Source organism: Solibacillus isronensis, from assembly GCF_900168685.1.
Taxonomy (GTDB): Bacteria; Bacillota; Bacilli; order Bacillales_A; family Planococcaceae; genus Solibacillus; species Solibacillus isronensis_A.
Genome location: NZ_FVZN01000013.1, coordinates 343934 through 362111, shown reverse-complemented (window position 1 = coordinate 362111; position 18178 = coordinate 343934). Strand labels below are relative to the sequence as shown.

At 40.1% G+C, this 18178-nt stretch carries 15 protein-coding genes; 13 read left to right on the top strand and 2 right to left on the bottom strand.

From position 1 onward, the window contains the following. Window positions 1-13 precede the first annotated feature (13 nt). Window positions 14-2200, top strand: coding sequence for a YhgE/Pip domain-containing protein (locus B5473_RS08390; protein ID WP_079524461.1), 2187 nt, complete (start codon window positions 14-16; stop codon window positions 2198-2200). Window positions 2201-2362: 162 nt separating this feature from the next. On the opposite strand, the gene yhfH is transcribed toward B5473_RS08390, so the two are convergent. Beyond that, window positions 2363-2488, bottom strand: a complete 126-nt coding sequence (gene yhfH, locus B5473_RS08385; RefSeq protein WP_008406441.1) for a protein YhfH — start codon at window positions 2486-2488, stop codon at window positions 2363-2365. A gap of 139 nt (window positions 2489-2627) precedes the next feature. Here yhfH and B5473_RS08380 point away from each other — a divergent pair, with 139 nt between their 5' ends. From B5473_RS08380 to B5473_RS08350, 7 genes are all read left to right on the top strand, one after another. Next, entirely contained in the window at window positions 2628-3620 is a 993-nt protein-coding gene (locus B5473_RS08380; RefSeq protein WP_079524460.1) for a lipoate--protein ligase, read from the top strand. 155 nt (window positions 3621-3775) lie between these two features. After that, a complete protein-coding gene (locus tag B5473_RS08375; RefSeq protein ID WP_079524459.1) occupies window positions 3776-4480 on the top strand; it encodes a response regulator transcription factor in 705 nt (234 codons plus the stop codon). Then, a complete protein-coding gene (locus B5473_RS08370; protein WP_079524458.1) occupies window positions 4480-5463 on the top strand; it encodes a sensor histidine kinase in 984 nt (327 codons plus the stop codon). The genes B5473_RS08375 and B5473_RS08370 overlap by 1 nt, the downstream gene beginning before the upstream one ends. A gap of 48 nt (window positions 5464-5511) precedes the next feature. After that, window positions 5512-6285, top strand: a complete 774-nt coding sequence (locus B5473_RS08365) for an ABC transporter ATP-binding protein (RefSeq protein ID WP_079524457.1) — start codon at window positions 5512-5514, stop codon at window positions 6283-6285. Then, window positions 6257-8191, top strand: coding sequence for an FtsX-like permease family protein (locus B5473_RS08360; RefSeq protein ID WP_079524456.1), 1935 nt, complete (start codon window positions 6257-6259; stop codon window positions 8189-8191). The genes B5473_RS08365 and B5473_RS08360 overlap by 29 nt, the downstream gene beginning before the upstream one ends. A 138-nt stretch (window positions 8192-8329) precedes the next feature. After that, window positions 8330-9880 carry a fatty acid--CoA ligase family protein gene (locus B5473_RS08355; protein WP_079524455.1) on the top strand — a complete coding sequence of 517 codons (1551 nt, stop codon included), beginning with the start codon at window positions 8330-8332 and terminating at the stop codon, window positions 9878-9880. Window positions 9881-10535: 655 nt separating this feature from the next. After that, the gene (locus B5473_RS08350) at window positions 10536-12509 is read left to right on the top strand and encodes a S9 family peptidase (protein WP_079524454.1); all 1974 of its coding nucleotides are present in this window, start codon (window positions 10536-10538) and stop codon (window positions 12507-12509) included. Between the two features lie 53 nt (window positions 12510-12562). On the opposite strand, the gene B5473_RS08345 is transcribed toward B5473_RS08350, so the two are convergent. Continuing rightward, window positions 12563-13339 (bottom strand): enoyl-CoA hydratase-related protein, encoded by a 777-nt coding sequence (locus B5473_RS08345; protein ID WP_079524453.1) that lies wholly within the window; start codon window positions 13337-13339, stop codon window positions 12563-12565. Between the two features lie 119 nt (window positions 13340-13458). On the opposite strand from B5473_RS08345, the gene B5473_RS08340 reads away from it, so the two are divergent. From B5473_RS08340 to lgt, 5 genes are all read left to right on the top strand, one after another. Further along, a complete protein-coding gene (locus tag B5473_RS08340) occupies window positions 13459-14697 on the top strand; it encodes an EAL and HDOD domain-containing protein (protein ID WP_079524452.1) in 1239 nt (412 codons plus the stop codon). Between the two features lie 116 nt (window positions 14698-14813). Next, the gene (locus tag B5473_RS08335; protein ID WP_079524530.1) at window positions 14814-15668 is read left to right on the top strand and encodes a YitT family protein; all 855 of its coding nucleotides are present in this window, start codon (window positions 14814-14816) and stop codon (window positions 15666-15668) included. A gap of 55 nt (window positions 15669-15723) precedes the next feature. Further along, the gene (cccB, locus tag B5473_RS08330; protein ID WP_079524451.1) at window positions 15724-16035 is read left to right on the top strand and encodes a cytochrome c551; all 312 of its coding nucleotides are present in this window, start codon (window positions 15724-15726) and stop codon (window positions 16033-16035) included. Between the two features lie 172 nt (window positions 16036-16207). Next, the gene (hprK, locus tag B5473_RS08325) at window positions 16208-17146 is read left to right on the top strand and encodes an HPr(Ser) kinase/phosphatase (RefSeq protein ID WP_079524450.1); all 939 of its coding nucleotides are present in this window, start codon (window positions 16208-16210) and stop codon (window positions 17144-17146) included. 23 nt (window positions 17147-17169) lie between these two features. After that, window positions 17170-18051: a prolipoprotein diacylglyceryl transferase gene (gene lgt, locus B5473_RS08320; protein WP_079524449.1), complete on the top strand. Its 882-nt coding sequence runs from the start codon at window positions 17170-17172 to the stop codon at window positions 18049-18051. Window positions 18052-18178 lie beyond the last annotated feature (127 nt).

Genomic DNA, 18178 nt, shown 5'->3' with positions numbered 1-18178 from the left:
GGAGGAAATTAGTGTGATAAAAGCAGAATGGCTGAAGATTTTTAAAACTAAGAAAATGCTTATTTCAGTTATTGCCGTTCTATTTGTTCCTGTTATGTACAGCGGGATGTTCTTATGGGCATTTTGGGATCCATATGCCAATTTAAAGGACTTGCCGGTTGCCGTTGTCAATGAAGACAAAGGTGCTGTGATGGATGAGGAAACAATGGAGCTCGGTCAAACATTGGTTGATAAGCTGATAGATAGCGAGCAATTCCGGTTTGAGGAAGTTGACGCAAAGGAAGCGGACCAAAAATTAAAGGATCAAAAATATTATATCTTAATTAAAATTCCGGAAAACTTCTCAGAGCATGCAACTACATTATTAGATGATGAACCACAAAAATTGGTTATTGATTATATTCCAAATGAAGGCTTCAACTTTTTAGGTGCACAAATTGGTGAAACTGCAATGGATCGCATTAAAGCGGAAGTAAATACGCAAGTTTCAGCAACATATGCAGAAAAGTTATTTGATTCCATTACACAGCTTGGTGACGGTTTTACCGAGGCAGCAGATGGAGCAGGGGAACTGGATGAAGGTGCCGCGAAGCTGGCGGATGGCGCTGATGAGCTGAAAGGCTATTTAGAACAATTGGCATCAAGCTCTGTTCAATTATCTGATGGTACAGACGCTTTAGTTACTGGTGCTAAAAATGCTGCGAAAGGTGCTTCCGATCTGGCGGCAGGTGTAGCCAAAATTGCGGATGGCAGCAACCAACTTGAAACAGGAGCAAAATCTGCAGCAGATGGCGCCAATACATTGCAGCAAGGTATTGAAAGCTATACGGATGGTGTTGCACAAGTAGCAAACGGACAAAAGGACATTACATCCGGTCAGGCAAGTTTAGCTGAAAACCTGAACTTATTAACACAAGGTACAGCGAATATCGATGACAAAGTAAAAGCGCTCGCAGATGGTTCAGCTAATGTAGCAGGGGGTATGGATCAGTTGGCGGGGCAACTGGAAGCGATATTACCTATGTTGCCTGAAGAAAATCAAGCAGCACTAAAAGCTGCATTAGGACAGCTGCAAGAAGGCAGTAAACAAGTAAGTGGCGGTTTAAGCCAGCTACACGCAGGAACAAACGGATTGGACGATAAAATCGCGGCAATGAGTGAAGGTGCAAGTAAATTAAATGCAGGGCAACAACAAGTAACTGCAGGAGTTGCACAATTACAGCAAAATTCAGCACAGCTGATAGCAGGTGCCAATTCATTAGCACAAGGCAATACAACTATCGCAGAAAAGCTAAATGAATTAACAGCAGGCGCATCAAGTGCTGCAACAGGTGCCAACACATTAGCACAAGGTTTGAACACATTAGTTGATGGTTCGAATAAATTATATGACGGTACGAGCTTATTGGCAGAAAAGTCAGGTGAGTTGGCACAAGGTTCTACTACTTTAGCGGATGGTACGAAAGAGTTGAAGGATGGTACGACAACTTTATCTGAAAAGTTAACGGAAGCTGGCGAAAAAGCCGCTGTAAATCCGACTGAAGACACGTACAATATGGTCGGTTCTCCAGTGGAAGTCGAAAAAGATTCCGTGAACCATGTACCGAATTATGGTACAGGTTTTGCACCATACTTTATTTCTTTAGGATTATTCGTTGGGGCATTATTAATTTCAATTGTATTCCCATTAGTTGAACCAGCCATTATCCCGAAAAATAGTGCAAGCTGGTTTGTAAGTAAAGTAACTGTATTAATCGGTGTTGGATTGGTGCAGTCATTTATAACGATTGCAATTGTCGTTTGGGGGCTTGGACTTGAGGTAAATAATATGCCGCAGTTCATTCTGACAACGATTATAACTAGCTTTACATTCTTGGCTATGGTTCAATTGCTTGTATCTATATTTGGTGATCCAGGACGATTTATTGCTATCGTGGTGTTGATTCTTCAATTAACAACAAGTGCAGGGACATTCCCGATTGAACTAGTACCAGAGCAATTGCATTTCTTCAATAAAATTTTACCGATGACATTCTCTGTACAAGGCTTCAAAGCAGCCATTTCCACTGGTGATACATCATTCCTAATGTTTAACTGGTCGATTTTAGGTGCAGTTATGATTTCATGCTTAGCAATCACGTTCGGTTACTTTGCATTGCTTTATAAAAAACGTTATTCAAATCAACAAACAGAACTATAAAAAGAAAAAGCATGGATTCGGGTAATTACTTGAATCCATGCTTTTTTATACAGAAAAAACCACGAGCATTGAGCGAGCTCGTGGTTCAAGTAAGCTATTATAGGTTCATCCTATTTCTAAGATGAAGTTGTCAGTAATACGAATTAAACAGTGTGTAAAGAATTAAAGAGAGTTACATTTATCACAATTGTTGCTGTAGCACTCGCTTTGTTCTTCGATTTTATCACCGCATTGAACGCAAATTTTATCAGGTAAATTCTTGAAAAATTCCACTACGTTTTCTAACATTGTGCATGCCTCCTTTAAGTTTCTGTTATATTACTTCTGTTTATATATTGTATTGTATTATAACAGATTTAATTCGTCAACACAAAATGCCTAAATTAAGTTAAAATATAAATGGACGATTTTTGAAGGAGTGAGCCTCTTGTATTTTATCGATAATAAAGGAATTACAGATCCACGTATTAACTTGGCAATAGAAGAGTATATACTGAAAAACATGGATATCGAAAAGGATGATTTTTTACTGTTTTATATTAATCAGCCGTCGATTATCATCGGAAAAAATCAAAACACGATTGAAGAAATTAACACAGATTACGTTGAAGAAAACGGAATCATTGTAGTACGTCGTCTTTCCGGCGGTGGGGCAGTTTATCATGATCTAAACAATCTGAACTTCAGCTTCCTGACAAAGGATGACGGCAACAGCTTCAGCAACTATAAAAAATTCACACAGCCTGTTGTTGATGCACTTGCAAAATTAGGGGTTAACTCTGAGCTTTCAGGCCGTAACGATATTTTGGCTGAAGGGAAAAAGGTTTCAGGCAATGCCCAATATTCAACGCGTGGTCGTATGTTCAGCCATGGGACACTTATGTTCAACCTGGATATTGATGCTGTCGTGAACTCCCTTAAAGTAAAACAGGACAAGATCGAATCAAAAGGAATCAAATCAGTGCGCTCGCGTGTTGCGAACATCATTGATTTCCTTCCAGAAAAAATTACGGTAGAAGAGTTCCGTATGGAAATTTTAAAATCGATTTTCGGTGGCGAGGAAAATATTCAATATTACGAGCTGACGGAAGAAGATTGGGACAACATCCATGAAATTTCAAAAAACCGTTACCAGTTATGGGAATGGAATTACGGAAAATCACCACGCTTTAACATTCAAAAAACGAAGCGTTTCCCTTCAGGCAGCTTAGATATTCGCCTGGAAGTGAATAAAGGGGTCATTGAAGAGGCAAAAATCTTCGGAGATTTCTTTGGTGTTGGTGATGTAGATGAGGTTGGAGAACTTTTAGTCGGAACGAAATATGACCGTGCCGCAATTGCAGAAAAGCTGAAAGATATTGAAATCCCGGTATACTTTGGCGGGATTACGGAAGAGGATTTCCTTCATTTAATTTACTAGCAGATTCTGCAGTCATCATGAATGTAATAGAGTGTGTAGAAAAGGAGGCTCCTGTTTTCGGGAGCCCCCTTTTTTTGATACAATGGAACAATATGAACAATTAACTTATGTAGGGATATTTTAGTTGAAAACCTATTGAAAAGGAGGTCATTCAGATGGAAAAACATCGAATTTTCATCGTTGAGGATGATCCTAAAATAGCTGCACTATTGGCAGACACATTAAGAAAATACCAGTATGAAGTCGAAACGATTAAAGACTTTGATTCATTAATGGAACAATGCTTAGCATTTTCACCTCATATAATTTTACTCGATATTAATTTACCTTCCTATGACGGATACTATTGGTGCCGGGAACTACGACAATTTACGAAATGTCCGATTTTATTTATCTCGGCTCGCTCGGGGGAAATGGATCAAATATTTGCATTGGAAAATGGTGGAGATGACTTTATAACGAAGCCGTTTAACTATGAAATCGTACTCGCTAAAATTCGCAGCCATTTACGTCGTACATACGGAGAATATTCTGCAAGACAGGAAGAGCGGAAAATTGTACAAGGACAGCTTACATTGTATTTGGAACGGATGGAACTTCAATTGAGGGTTCTTGTCGTTCCGCTTCAAAAGAAGGAATGTGTCATTTTAGGATTATTAATGGGTCAGGCGCCAAAAGTGGTGTCACGCGAACAGCTGTTGGAGGAATTGTGGGATGATCAGGCTTTTGTTGATGAAAACACATTAAATGTAAATATGACGCGTGTTCGAAAGAAGTTGGCCGATTATGGCATTTCATCTGCTATTGAAACTGTGCGCGGAGCAGGGTACCGCTTCTTATTAAGCTCGGAGGAAATGTAATGGCGATCAAATTATTTGTGAAGGAACATCTTTCCTACCTGATTTTTCAAATCGCCCTCACATTATTTTTAATTTCGTTATTTTGGCTGGATGGCTTTCGCAGTGTCACTACGGCCATTTATGCGATTGCGATCAGCCTTCTTCTAATTGTCTCATTTTTAGTCGTGCGCTATATGCTGAGACGCCGTTATTTAGCGAAGATTTCCACGCTGCCGCAAACGATGGAAGATGCGCTTCAAAAGAATGCGAAAACAACGGAATATATGGAGACAGAGCGTTATTTGCATGAGCTGTACAAATTGTATCAGCATGAAGTGCAGGCGCTTTATGCGGCACAATCCAGACAATATAAATTTATGAACCAGTGGGTACATCAGATGAAAACCCCTGTCTCTGTTTTGGAGCTTTTGCTGCAGCAGGAAGAAGAGCTGGATAAAAAAAGTGTTCAGGAGGAAACCGAACGTTTGAAGCGCGGTCTTGAAATGGTTTTAGTGAATGCACGTCTGGAAAACTTTTCGGATGATATGCAAATCGGAAAAGTGCCTTTAAAATCTGCAATCATGGCAAATGTTAATGAACATAAACGTCTGTTTATCGCCAACCGAGTGTTTCCGGAAGTGAACATTGACGAAGAGTTAATCGTCATGAGTGATATGAAGTGGCTGAACTTCCTTATTGGGCAGTTCATTACGAACGCGGTGAAATATACATTTGAGCCGAATAAAAAATTGTATATTACGGCGGTGCAAAAAGAACAGCATGTCCATTTGTTCATACGTGATGAAGGAGTCGGTATTCCTAGATCCGATTTACCTCGTGTAATGAAGCCTTTCTTTACCGGTGAAAACGGCCGGAAAAGCGGAGAATCTACCGGCATGGGACTCTATATCGCAAAGGAGATTTGTGATAAGCTCGGACACCAGCTTTTAATTACATCGGAAGTTGGTAAAGGTACACAAATTGAAGTAATTTTTCAGTCATGAGGGATTATTATTGATTGAAAGAAACAGACTTGGTTAAAAGGAGTTACTATGTCTATTTTACAAATACAAGATGCTACGAAAGTTTATGAAGGAAAAGTGACGAAGCGAGCACTCAACCAGCTTAGTTTTGAAGTAGAAAAGGGTGAATTTGTCGCAATTATGGGTCCATCCGGCAGCGGGAAAACGACGTTGTTAAATATGGTATCCATGATCGATACGCTGACATCCGGAGAGATTGTCTTTAATGGCATGAAACCGCAAAAGCTTAATAGTGAGGAACTAGCCTATTTTAGACGCCGCCAGCTCGGCTTCGTCTTCCAGGACTTTAACCTGCTGCCGACATTGACGGTGGAGGAAAATATCATTTTACCGCTGACAATTGATGAACAGCCGATATCTGTCATGGAGGAACGGCTGCACTATTTAAGTGAGCTGCTCGATTTAACGTCAATTTTAATGAAGCGTCCGAATGAAATATCAGGAGGACAAGCCCAGAGAACAGCAATTGCACGTGCACTGATCCATCACCCGATGCTCGTTTTAGCCGATGAGCCGACAGGGAATCTGGATTCGAATGCATCGCGAGAAGTGCTGGAGCTTTTAGCAAGAATGAATAAAGAAAATGATACGACGATTTTAATGGTGACACATGATCCGATTGCAGCGAGTTATTGCGATCGTGTAATTTTTATTAAAGACGGTGAGTTTTTCAATGAAATTTATACAGACGATCGTCGCCAAACATTTTTCCAGCGCATTTTAAATGTATTAAGTTTATTAGGGGGACATGTAGGTGACTTTTCTTCAATTCGCTTACCGTAACGTTTTCCGGAATTTTCGTAACTATGCCGCCTTCTTTATGGCCAGCTTTTTCAGTGTTTTTGTGTTCTTTATTTATTCGATGCTCATGTTTCATCCTGAAATTGAACGAGGTTTTTTAGGGGAAGTATCGATCGCCGGAATGGTTTTTGCTGAAATCGTTCTCGTGCTGTTTTCGTGGTTTTTTATTTTTTACTCGATGCGTGCCTTTTTGGAAGCGCGGTCTAAAGAGTTTGCGATTTTACTTCATCTTGGGATGGACCGGAATCAGTTAGGAAAACTCGTTATCATCGAAACAATGACAATCGGGATTTTTTCATGTATTTCCGGTATTGTATTCGGATTCGCATTTTCAAAATTTTTCTTTATGATTGTCCGTGAAATTTTAAATTTAAATTCGTTGCCGCTCTATTTGTCATGGGAGCCGTTTGTGTTGACATTATTCGTTTATTTAAGCGCATTTGTTATTATCTCGATGTTGAGCATCCTTTTTACACCGGATATTAAAATACGGAACTTTATAAGAGGGCCAAAGTTTGTGGATGCTGCAGCGACCTATTCAAAGCGTAATGCCATTTTAGGAATCATCCTTATTTTATGTGGATACGGTCTTGCACTCATCACAACGAAGTCATCTATTTTTTCGTATACATTACTGATCCCTGTTTTCGTGACATTGGGGACGTATTATTTCTTTTCCGATACGACACTTTATATTATTGACCGGTTGAAGGGACATAAGCCGTTTTACTGGAGACGGGCACGCATGCTGGCAATCGCCGAACAGGTGCAGATTTTACGTTTCAACTCACGCATGTTTTTCATAGTGACACTTGTTTCAACACTTGCCTTTTTAACAGTCGGTATTTTATCGGCGATGTCTTCTTACACATCACAGTATGACAAAATCAATCCGATCGGGCTTATGTATAAAGGGGAAATGGATAATCCTTATGAAATTGAACATATTTTATCGATAATCGATGAGCTTGAGTTTAATGACATCAGTTATCATATGACGCGCTTTACGGTTATGCGTCAAACATCATCGTATACATCAAATCCGGTTGAAGTTTTCCGGGAAACGGATATTAATCATCTACTGTTTTCATATAAATATCCTCTCGTGAATTTAAAAAGCGGGGAAGCTATGTTCATTCCTTATTCGGAAGATTCGATTGAAAAGCTGGAGAAGACGGAAGTAAAGACAGTGCTGAAGGAAAATAACGTGGACCTGACGATTAACAGTGTGTACCCGAAAATGTTTTTCCCGACAGCTATTATTAGCAGTAACTCCATCATTATTAGTGATGAAGACTTTGAAAAGCTGACAAATGAGTTTGAGATGGCACCATATGTCGAGCCTGGCTATCATTTATTTACGTTTGATATTCCTAACTGGACCGAAACGGAAAATGTCGGAATTGATATTCAGCAGATGGTCGCCCGCGATTATCTGATCAACAGTGAATATACATTGCCGTTTTACTTTGAAAATGCCGGATTAAATTATTCTTATATATTAGCTACGTATTCTTTATTAACACTCATCGGTATATTAGTAGTAGCTGTGTTTCTACTTGCGTCAGGAAGTTTTATTTATTTTAAAATATATGCAAACTTGGACCGAGAGAAAAAGCAGTTCGATATGCTCATTAAAGTAGGGTTAAGCGGTAAAGAACTAAAGCGTCTTATTACGAGAAATTTAATGATTCAATTTTTCCTACCATGGGGATTAGCCTTTGTACATAGTGCATTTGCGTTCTATGTTGTGCAAGCCGTACTGAACGATGTCATGAATTTATCGATCGTAAAAGAAGTCGTATTTTCGTTTACAATGTTTGCCCTAATCCAAATTGTCTACTTTTTCCTAATCCGCTGGCGTTATATTTCACATGTGCGCGGATGAGTTTAAAATAGAGAAAAAATGATTTTAGTACAATATTTATGAATAAACGAGATTTTCATATTGTTTTATTAATATACTTATTCTATAATGCTAATAGAGTGAATATTTTTTCATTTTACGCATAGGGGGATGGGTGTATTGAATTTAGTTGAAAAGGTAAGACAACAAGCTTTCGAACAACCAGAAAAAACAGCGTACTACTTTTTAGGTAAAGGCACATCTTACGGTGAATTGGAGCAATCGGTTGCAAGATTTGCAGCTGCTTTGGAGGATTTAGGTGTAAAAAAGGGCGACCATATCGCGTTTTTATTAGGTAATACACCGCATTTCATCATCAGTTTATACGCATCAATGCGTATTGGTGCTGTGGCAATTCCGATTAATCCAATCTATACAGCAGAAGAAATCTCGTACATCATCCAAAATGGTGATGTAAAGGTTGTCATCGCACTTGATTTATTATTACCGCTTGTGGAAGCAGGGGTGCACAGATTCCCACAAGTAGAACAATATATCATTTGCGAAACGACAGAAGACATCGGCGAAAAATATGCCGCGCTTTCAGATGGAGCAAAAGAAAAGACGAAGCTGTTTTCACAAGTATTAGCAACAACAGCACGTACAACGGATCCAGTAGAAGTAGCGCCTGATGATACGGCGATAATTCTATATACTTCCGGTACGACAGGTCATCCGAAAGGTGCCATGCTGACACATAACAATTTATTCTCGAATGCCAGAGATATTGGCGATTACTTAAAAATGACATCAGAAGACCGTATTGTGGCAACATTGCCGGTTTTCCACGTCTTTGCATTAACGGTAGTTGTCAATTCACCGTTAACACGCGGAGCAACAATTTTATTAGCGCCACGCTTTAGTCCGGGAGAAATTTTCGAGTTGATTTCGGCTTATAAAGCGACGGTATTTGCGGGCGTTCCGACGATGTACAATTTCCTTTATCAATATGACAAAGCGGATGTTGCCGCATTTTCAACAATTCGTATGGCGATTTCAGGTGGTGCCTCATTACCTGTTTCATTGCTGCTTAACTTTGAACAAAAGTTCAATGTACGGATTTCTGAAGGATATGGCTTATCTGAAGCTTCACCGGTTACATGCTTCAATCCGATTGACCGTGACCGTAAACCAGGGTCAATCGGACAGTCGATCAGCAATGTTGAAAATAAAGTGGTCGACGAAAATGGGGATGAAGTGGGCGTTGGGGAAGTAGGCGAACTGATCGTGCGCGGACCGAATGTCATGAAAGGCTATTACAACATGCCGGAAGAAACAGCAGTGACGATTCGTGATGGCTGGTTATATACAGGTGACTTAGCAACAAAAGATGAGGAAGATTACTTTTATATTGTAGACCGCAAAAAAGATATGATTATTGTAGGCGGTTACAACGTTTATCCTCGTGAAGTAGAAGAAGTATTGTTCTCACATGAAGGAATTGTGGAAGCGGCTGTAGTAGGCTTCCCGGATCCGGATTTCGGTGAGGCGGTAAATGCTTACGTTGTATTAAAGGATCCGACTTTAACAATAGAAGCGATTCGCGAATTTTGTGCAGACCGTATTGTGAAATACAAAGTGCCGACTGTTATTGAAATTTTGGACGAGCTGCCAAAAAACACAACAGGCAAAATTCTGCGCCGTTCTTTAAAAGAAATCGCAAGAACATAACATTCCAACACCTGCCATACTTTGTGGCGGGTGTTTTTTAAAAATTGAAAAATAAAAAGGTGCCGGTTGAGGGATTGTCCTCATAAAGCTTCTTATAATGTTCCGGTGGTTATTGGCGGGCTAAGCACAAAAGTCACCAAGCCATGTTGCACATGTCTTTGCGACTTTTCTTCGTGCTTTTTGAGACGCCTGCCAATCTTAAAGTACCGTTGTTTCAATCGTTGCTTATATCGGGAGGCGCTGTGCATTCGCAAGGCGCCTACTTTCTCATAAAGTATCTCCTTTTTAGAAAGGAGAGAAATTTTTTGTAACAAGGGCTATCATTTTTTTATAAAGAAAGATTAACTTTGTGCGTAGAACCGGCGCCTACCACTGTAAGCGCCGACTAAAGGGCGTTACGGTTTAGAGCCGGACACTATTGATTTGGCGGGAGTCCCAAGCCGCAATAATAGCAGCAGTAAAGGTGCGACGTTTACGGCGTGCCTTTACTGCTGCTATGCGGCCCCCGCCAAAAGAAAACCGGAACTAAATAAGAATCTCTATGAGAAGAAGGATAAACTTTTATTCTATATATTTATATTTTATATTTTGAAATTTCAAATAAAAGATGGTACATTGTTATTACGGGAATCGAAATAAATGAAGAGGTGTTTTAATGACGAAGTATATTACAAAAGAAAGCTTGTTCGAAATTCAATCTATTACAAATCCGGTACTTGCGCCAAATGAGCAAGAGGCGGTATTTATTCGAACAGTGATTAATAAAGAAGAAAATAATTACAATGCTCATCTGTTCCATATCGACCTGGAATCAGGGGAAACAACACAATGGACATACGGCAATGAACGTGTGACGAATCCCGAGTGGTCACCGGACGGCAAACAAGTCGCATTTTTAGTAAAGCGCAATGAAAAACAGCAACTATACATATTAAACCGCCGTGGTGGGGAAGCACAGGAAATTACGACACTTCCAAATGGTGTAAATTCATTTTTATGGAGTCCTTGTGGCCAGAAAGTTTGGATTACAAGCACAGTTAAAAAAGGGCTGGATATTACGAAAGCGGAAGAAAAGGAAGATACGAAATTCCCGAAAGCCTATGTCGTGGATAAAATGAAATACAAAGCAGATAGTATCGGGTTATTGAAACAGGACCGCTATTCACAAATTGCTTCGGTTGATTTAGCTACGAAAGAAGTGAATACTTTTACAAAAGGCGATTATTCACATAGCTTACAAGGTATTTCACATGACGGGAAAACATTGGTGATCGGTGTGAACCGTGCAGAAAATACGGATGATGTGTTCCGTACACCGCTTTATCTAGTTAATGTAGATACGAAAGAAGAAACAGTTCTAATAGACGAAGACGGCTACTTTGGCGGGGCTGAGTTTTCATTTGATGACCGCTACATTGCATTTGGCGGTTCGGATCATACATTCAGAAATGCTACACATGGACATGTTTATATTTATGATACCGAAACGAAAACGACTCAAAAGTTGACGGAAATGCTGGACTTGCCGGTTGGCGACTATGCGGTTGCAGACATTCAGCAAGGTGTGTCGGCTCCGTCTGTAGTATGGACAGAAAACAATGATTTGTATTTCCAAGTATCGACTGAAGGGGATATCCGCTTATATTATGCAACATTGGAGGGTGCACTTTATCCTGCGTCACCAGAAAATGAGCATGTATACGGCTATGCGATCTTTAATAACGGTAACCGTGCATTAATGACGGTATCCAATGGAACATTCCCTGGGGAGCTGTTTGACTTTGATATTACAACAGGTGATCGTAAGCAGTTAACAACGTTTAACGAAAAGTTTTTACAAGAGACTACGCTGTCTGAACCTGAAGCAATTTCGTATACATCAAAAGACGGTTTAACTGTACATGGTTGGATCATGAAGCCTGCACAGTATACAGAAGGGGAAAAATATCCGTTAATTGTTGAAGTGCACGGCGGACCGCACACTTTATATGCGAATACGTTTTTCCATGAGATGCAGCTATTAGCGGCGAAAGGGTATGGCGTGCTTTACGTAAACCCACGAGGCAGTCATGGTTACAGCCAGGAGTTTGTTGACGGTGTACGCGGCAATTATGGCGATGGGGACTATGAAGATATTATGGCTGGTGTTGATTATGCACTGGAAAACTATGCATGGATCGATGAGTCACGTTTAGGAATTACTGGCGGAAGCTATGGCGGCTTTATGACGAACTGGGTTGTTGGTCATACGAACCGCTTTAAAGCAGCTGTTACCCAACGTTCGATCTCAAACTGGATCAGCTTCTACGGCGTATCGGATATCGGTTATTATTTTTCTGAATGGCAAATGCTCGCAGATATGAATGATGTGGAAAAATTGTGGCACCACTCACCGTTGAAATATGCGGCTAATGTGGAAACACCGCTGCTTATTTTGCACAGTGAACGTGATTTCCGCTGCCCGATTGAGCAGGCAGAGCAACTTTATATTACGCTTAAGAAAATGGGCAAAGAGGTCGGCTTCGTCCGTTTCCCTGAATGTGACCATAACTTATCACGTACAGGTATCCCGAACTTACGATTAGAACGACTTGAGCAAATTACAGGATGGTTTGAGAAATACTTGTAAAAGATAAAACAGGGCTTCCTACTAGAGGGGGCCCTGTTTTCTTTAGTATAAATTTATCTACCTTTAAACTGAGGAGTTCTTTTCTCGGCGAATGCATTCAGTGCTTCAATGCGGTCCTCAGTTGGAATCGTCAGTTCATAGGCTTTTCGTTCGATTTGGAGACCTGTTTGAATATCTGTTTTCATCCCTTGTTTTACAGCAAATTTAGCTTGCTGTATTGCGATCGGTGCATTTCGTAAAATTAGTGCGGCAAAGTCGGCCGTCACTTCATGTAAACTTTCGACCGGTGCCACTTTCGTAACGACACCATAGTCAAGTGCTTCATGTGCAGTCATTCGTTTTGCTGTCAAAATAAGCTCCAATGCTTTTGCTTCACCGATTAAGCGGGGCAGTCGCTGTGTTCCGCCAGCTCCCGGAATGATGCCTAAGCCTGTTTCCGTTAAGCCGAGGGAAACCGTTTCAGCCGCGATACGGAAATCGCAAGCAAGTGCAAGCTCAAGCCCGCCACCAAAGGCATAGCCATTTAATACACAAATCGTCGGTTGCGGTAATTGCTCAATGAGCGTGAATACTTCCCCGAACCGGTTTAAGTTACGTTTCACAAGTGTATCCGGCAATGTTTTTCTTTCTTTTAAGTCCGCACCAACCGAAAAGGCTTTATCACCGGAACCTGTAATGATGACAAGACGAATATCAGGGTGGATTTGAATGGATTCAATAACATTGCGTAATTGTTCCAGCATTTCATAATTAAAAGCGTTTAACATATCGGGGCGATCAAGTGTTACATATGCAATAAAGTCTTTTTGCTCGTATTTTACAGTGTTCACATTTACTGCCTCCTTGAATTTTGTTAATCTAATTTTATAGTACATTGGAAAATTGCAAAATAACAGCAAATTCCATAATTAATAGAGAGAAAATATACGAGTATTGGGGAAATTACAAAATGGAAGTATTTGTTGGGCGACAACCTATATTTAACAGACATGAAGAAATCGTAGCTTATGAGTTGTTGTATCGAAATAATTACACCAACCAGTTTCCGAATATTGATGCAGATACAGCAACCGTTGAGCTGCTAATCAATTCATTTCTGTCAATCGGCATTAAAGAAGTAGCCAATGGAAAGCCATCATTCATTAATTTTACGGAAACCCTGATTATGCAGGAATCAGTGGATTTTATTGAGCATGGACAAATTGTCATTGAAATATTGGAAGATATTCCGATTACAATGGCGTTAATTGAACGGCTTAAACAATTAAAAAATGCGGGGAATAAAATTGCGCTTGATGATTTTGTCGTTAATGAAGAAGTTCTGATTTATGATGAGCTCTTTCGGCACATTGATTATATAAAAATCGATTTTTTACATACAGGTGAAAATGAGAGAGCGGCAATTGAAAATACGATAAAAACGAAATTTCCTCATATTAAACTACTGGCAGAAAAAGTAGAAACGCGTGAGCAGTATGAAATGGCCAAAGAATCCGGTTATTTTCTATTTCAAGGCTATTTCTTTGAAAAACCGCAAATACTGACGGCTAGAGACATACCGGCAAATCTGTTTCAATATTTCCAGATCATCTCGTTGTTGCGGGATGATGAAGCAAATATTGATGTATTGGCGAACAATATTGAACGGGAAATTTCATTATCATACCGTTTGCTCAAATTAATCAATGGTTCGTCAAGACGTTCGAAAACGAAAGTCCGCTCGATTAAGCAGGCTATTTTATTACTAGGGTTAACGGAGTTGCGGAGATGGATATATTTACTGGCGATGCGTGAATCTGACGTGAAGCGAAATAACGATGTATTTCAGGAGTTAATGTATGCATCCTTGTTCCGAGCAAAAGCATGTGAAAAAATTGCCCGCCTTAATTACAAAAAGAATTTCTCTGAGTATTTTTTAGTTGGTCTGTTTTCATTGATCGATTCCTTATTAAAGTGCCCGATGAATGCAATCATTACACAATTGCCGCTATCGGAAATGATTTTGGAAACAATCTCCGGTGAATATACGGAGATGACGCCGTATTTACAGTTTGCTACCGCTTTAAGTAAATTGGAGTGGGAAATTATTATTCCTTTAGCACAGCAATTAAACATACCTGTCGACGGGCTTTTGCCGATGTATGAAGAAGTGAAAGTATGGGTTGATGAGGCATTAATAATCCAATAAAAGTAAAAAAGAATGCGTCCTTTTATGGGGCGCTTTTCCTTTAGTTAGATGAAGTTCTCATTTAATGTAGGATTTGTTATAATTCAATGGAATTTACAAAAGAAGCGAGGATTTGTATGACATATAGCTCACAGAGTTCAGTGAAAAGCAGTGTAATGGAATATGTATTTGTCATTGTCGGCGCAGCAGTCATTGCGTTCGGCTTTAATGTGTTTTTATTTCCAAACCAGGTTGCATCCGGTGGAGTAAGCGGGATCAGTACAATCCTGCATGGAATGTTCGGGTGGAATGCCGGGATTGTTCAGTATGCATTTAATATTCCTTTATTTATAGCAGGCGTGCTTGTACTAGGGAAAAAATTCGGGATTAAATCCTTTATTGGTACGATTGCTCTTCCATTCTTCGTTATATTAACGGAGAGCTGGGATCCTTGGACGCTGAACCCGTTATTAGGGGCTATCTTTGGCGGGATTGTTGTCGGTTTAGGGATAGGTCTTGTTTTTAAAGGGAATGCTTCAACTGGCGGTACGGATTTGCTTGCTCAAATTATTACGAAATATACAGGCTTAACATTAGGGACAAGTGTACTGTTCATTGATGGCCTGATCGCGGTTAGTGCGGCAATTGTGTTTGACCTTGAAAAAGGACTGTATGCGTTAATTGGTCTATATGTCACGACAAAAACGATTGATATTGTACAGCTAGGTTTCAGCCAATCAAAAATGGTTTACATTATTACACAAAAAGAAACGGATGTGCGCGATGCGATTTATAAAGAGATCAATCGCGGGATTACGAGACTTCCGGCATTTGGCGGGTATACGGGTGAGGAACGCCCGGTATTAATGGTCGTTGTTTATCAAACAGAGTTCACAAGGTTGAAACAAGTTTTAAAAAATGTTGATCCTCAAGCATTTGTCATCGTTTCGGACGCATATGAAGTGCTAGGCGAAGGTTTCAAAAAAGTATAAGTTTGTTATAATTGGTAGTGCAATGAATAGTAGTTCATTTTTGGAGGGGTTCAGAATGAAAAAGAGTTTACTTACATTAGTTTTCGGTTCAGCAATTTTCCTTGCTGCGTGCGGTGGAGATGATTCGGCTTCAAACGGCGAAACAGCTGAAATCGACGGGAAAAGTGTTGTTCAGCAATCATGTGCAACTTGTCATGGCGGTCAATTACAAGGCGGCAGTGCGCCAGCGTTGAATCAATTAGGGGCTAAATATTCGGAAGAAGAGATTTTGGATATTATTTTAAATGGTAAAGACCGTATGCCTCCTGGGATTGTAAAAGGCGAAAAAGCGGAAGCAGCTGCAGAGTATTTATCAACATTAAAGTAATGTATACATAAAAAAGATGGAGCTTTATTTGCTTCATCTTTTTTTACCTTTACAGCGAGTAACTAAGTGATGTGATTGATAATTTAAAAAACTAAGCGCGTTATATATTGGAAATGGAATAGACATGATAAAATACAGTGGAGATGCTAGAAGATAGGAGCGTACCAAATTTATGATTCAAGTAATTGCGAAAGATGTTATGGAAAAATTTAATTTGGAGCTAGTCAGCGGGGAAGCCGGGGTTGGACGATACATAACGACGAGCGATATATCCCGCCCAGGGTTGGAAATGGCCGGCTATTTTACACATTATCCAGCTGACCGTGTTCAGCTGTTAGGTAAAACAGAGCTCTCGTTTTTTGAAATGTTGCCTGAAAAGGAAAAAAGAAGCCGGATGAAGCAGCTTTGCTCGGATGAAACACCGGCGATTATTATTTCGCGCGGTTTGGACGTGCCTCAGGAACTGATTGATGCATCAAATGAAAATCATGTCCCGGTGCTCGTTACGAAGCTGACGACTACTAGATTTTCGAGCCGACTGACGAACTTTTTGGAAAGCAAGCTTGCCCCGACAACTGCCATTCATGGGGTTCTTGTTGATGTATATGGCATTGGTGTTCTTATTGTTGGGAAAAGTGGTGTCGGTAAAAGTGAGACGGCACTTGAGCTTGTAAAAAAAGGGCATCGGTTAGTGGCAGATGATAGTGTGGAAATTCGTCAGGAAGGCGAAAACATGCTTGTTGGATTCCCGCCGCCATTATTGGAACATCTGCTGGAAATTCGCGGTATTGGAATCATTGATATTATGACACTGTTCGGTGCAAGTGCAGTGCGCCCCTACAAGCGTATTACATTGATAATAGAGCTTGAAACATGGGATCCGGATAAGTTTTATGATCGACTTGGGCTGGATGAGGAAAAGATGAAAATTATTGATTCAGAAGTAACGAAGCTGACAATTCCAGTACAGCCAGGGCGAAATGTATCCGTAATTATTGAAGTAGCTGCGATGAACTACCGTCTGAAGAAAATGGGCGTCAATGCAGCGGAGGAATTTTCACGTCGTCTGGACGATATGCTTGTTCCGAATGATGATATAGACGATTATTAATAGGTAGTTGAAGGGAGAAGTTTATGGTTACAAATTTATTAGCAATTAATCCGGTAGCATTCCACTTAGGACCAATACCGGTGAACTGGTACGGAATCATTATCGGGGTAGGGATTCTTGTTGCCTACTTCCTGGCACAAAAAGAGTCCGTCCGACGTGGGTTAGATCCTGAATTTTTTGCCGACCTGCTCATTTGGGCGATTCCGATTTCAATCTTGTCAGCCCGCGTGTATTACGTTGTAATGAAGTGGGACTACTATAGCCAGCATCCGGGCAGTATCATTCAAATTTGGAATGGCGGTATTGCGATTCATGGTGCATTAATCGGTGCGTTTATTACAGCATACATATTTACGAAAAAGCGCAAAGTGAGCTTCTTAAAACTGGCCGATATTGCAGCACCGAGTATTCTCGTGGGTCAAATTATTGGACGATGGGGCAATTTCATGAATCAGGAAGCTTATGGCGGTCCTGTATCACGAGAATTTTTGGAAGGCCTGTTTTTACCGAACTGGCTGATCGAACAAATGTACATACGTGAAGACGGAAACTATGTACACCCGACATTTTTATATGAGTCATTATGGAATGTAGTCGGTTTAGTTATTTTGCTGTTTGCCCGCAAATTAAACTGGCGACGCGGCGAAATGTTTTTCTTCTATTTAATCTGGTATTCAATCGGACGTTTCTACATCGAAGGCTTACGTACAGATAGCCTATACTTAGTAGGCGATTTGCGCTCAGCTCAAGTCGTTTCGATCATCGGTATTACAGTCGGTATTATTGCCATTGTTTATCGCCGTATGAAAGTAAAACCGGTTATCCACTATTTAGATGAGGAAAAACCTGCAGCGACTAAAAAGAAAAATAATACTACTAATAAAATGAAGAGTAAGAAAAAATAATTTTGCTAGGAAGTAAGTAGAACGAATTAAATACTAAAGCTGGTTGATTGGAATGGAGGGGAGGCGACTCCCTGAAAAGCGTCCGACCTGAATTGGAAATCAACCCCCTATTAAGTAGGGAAATAAT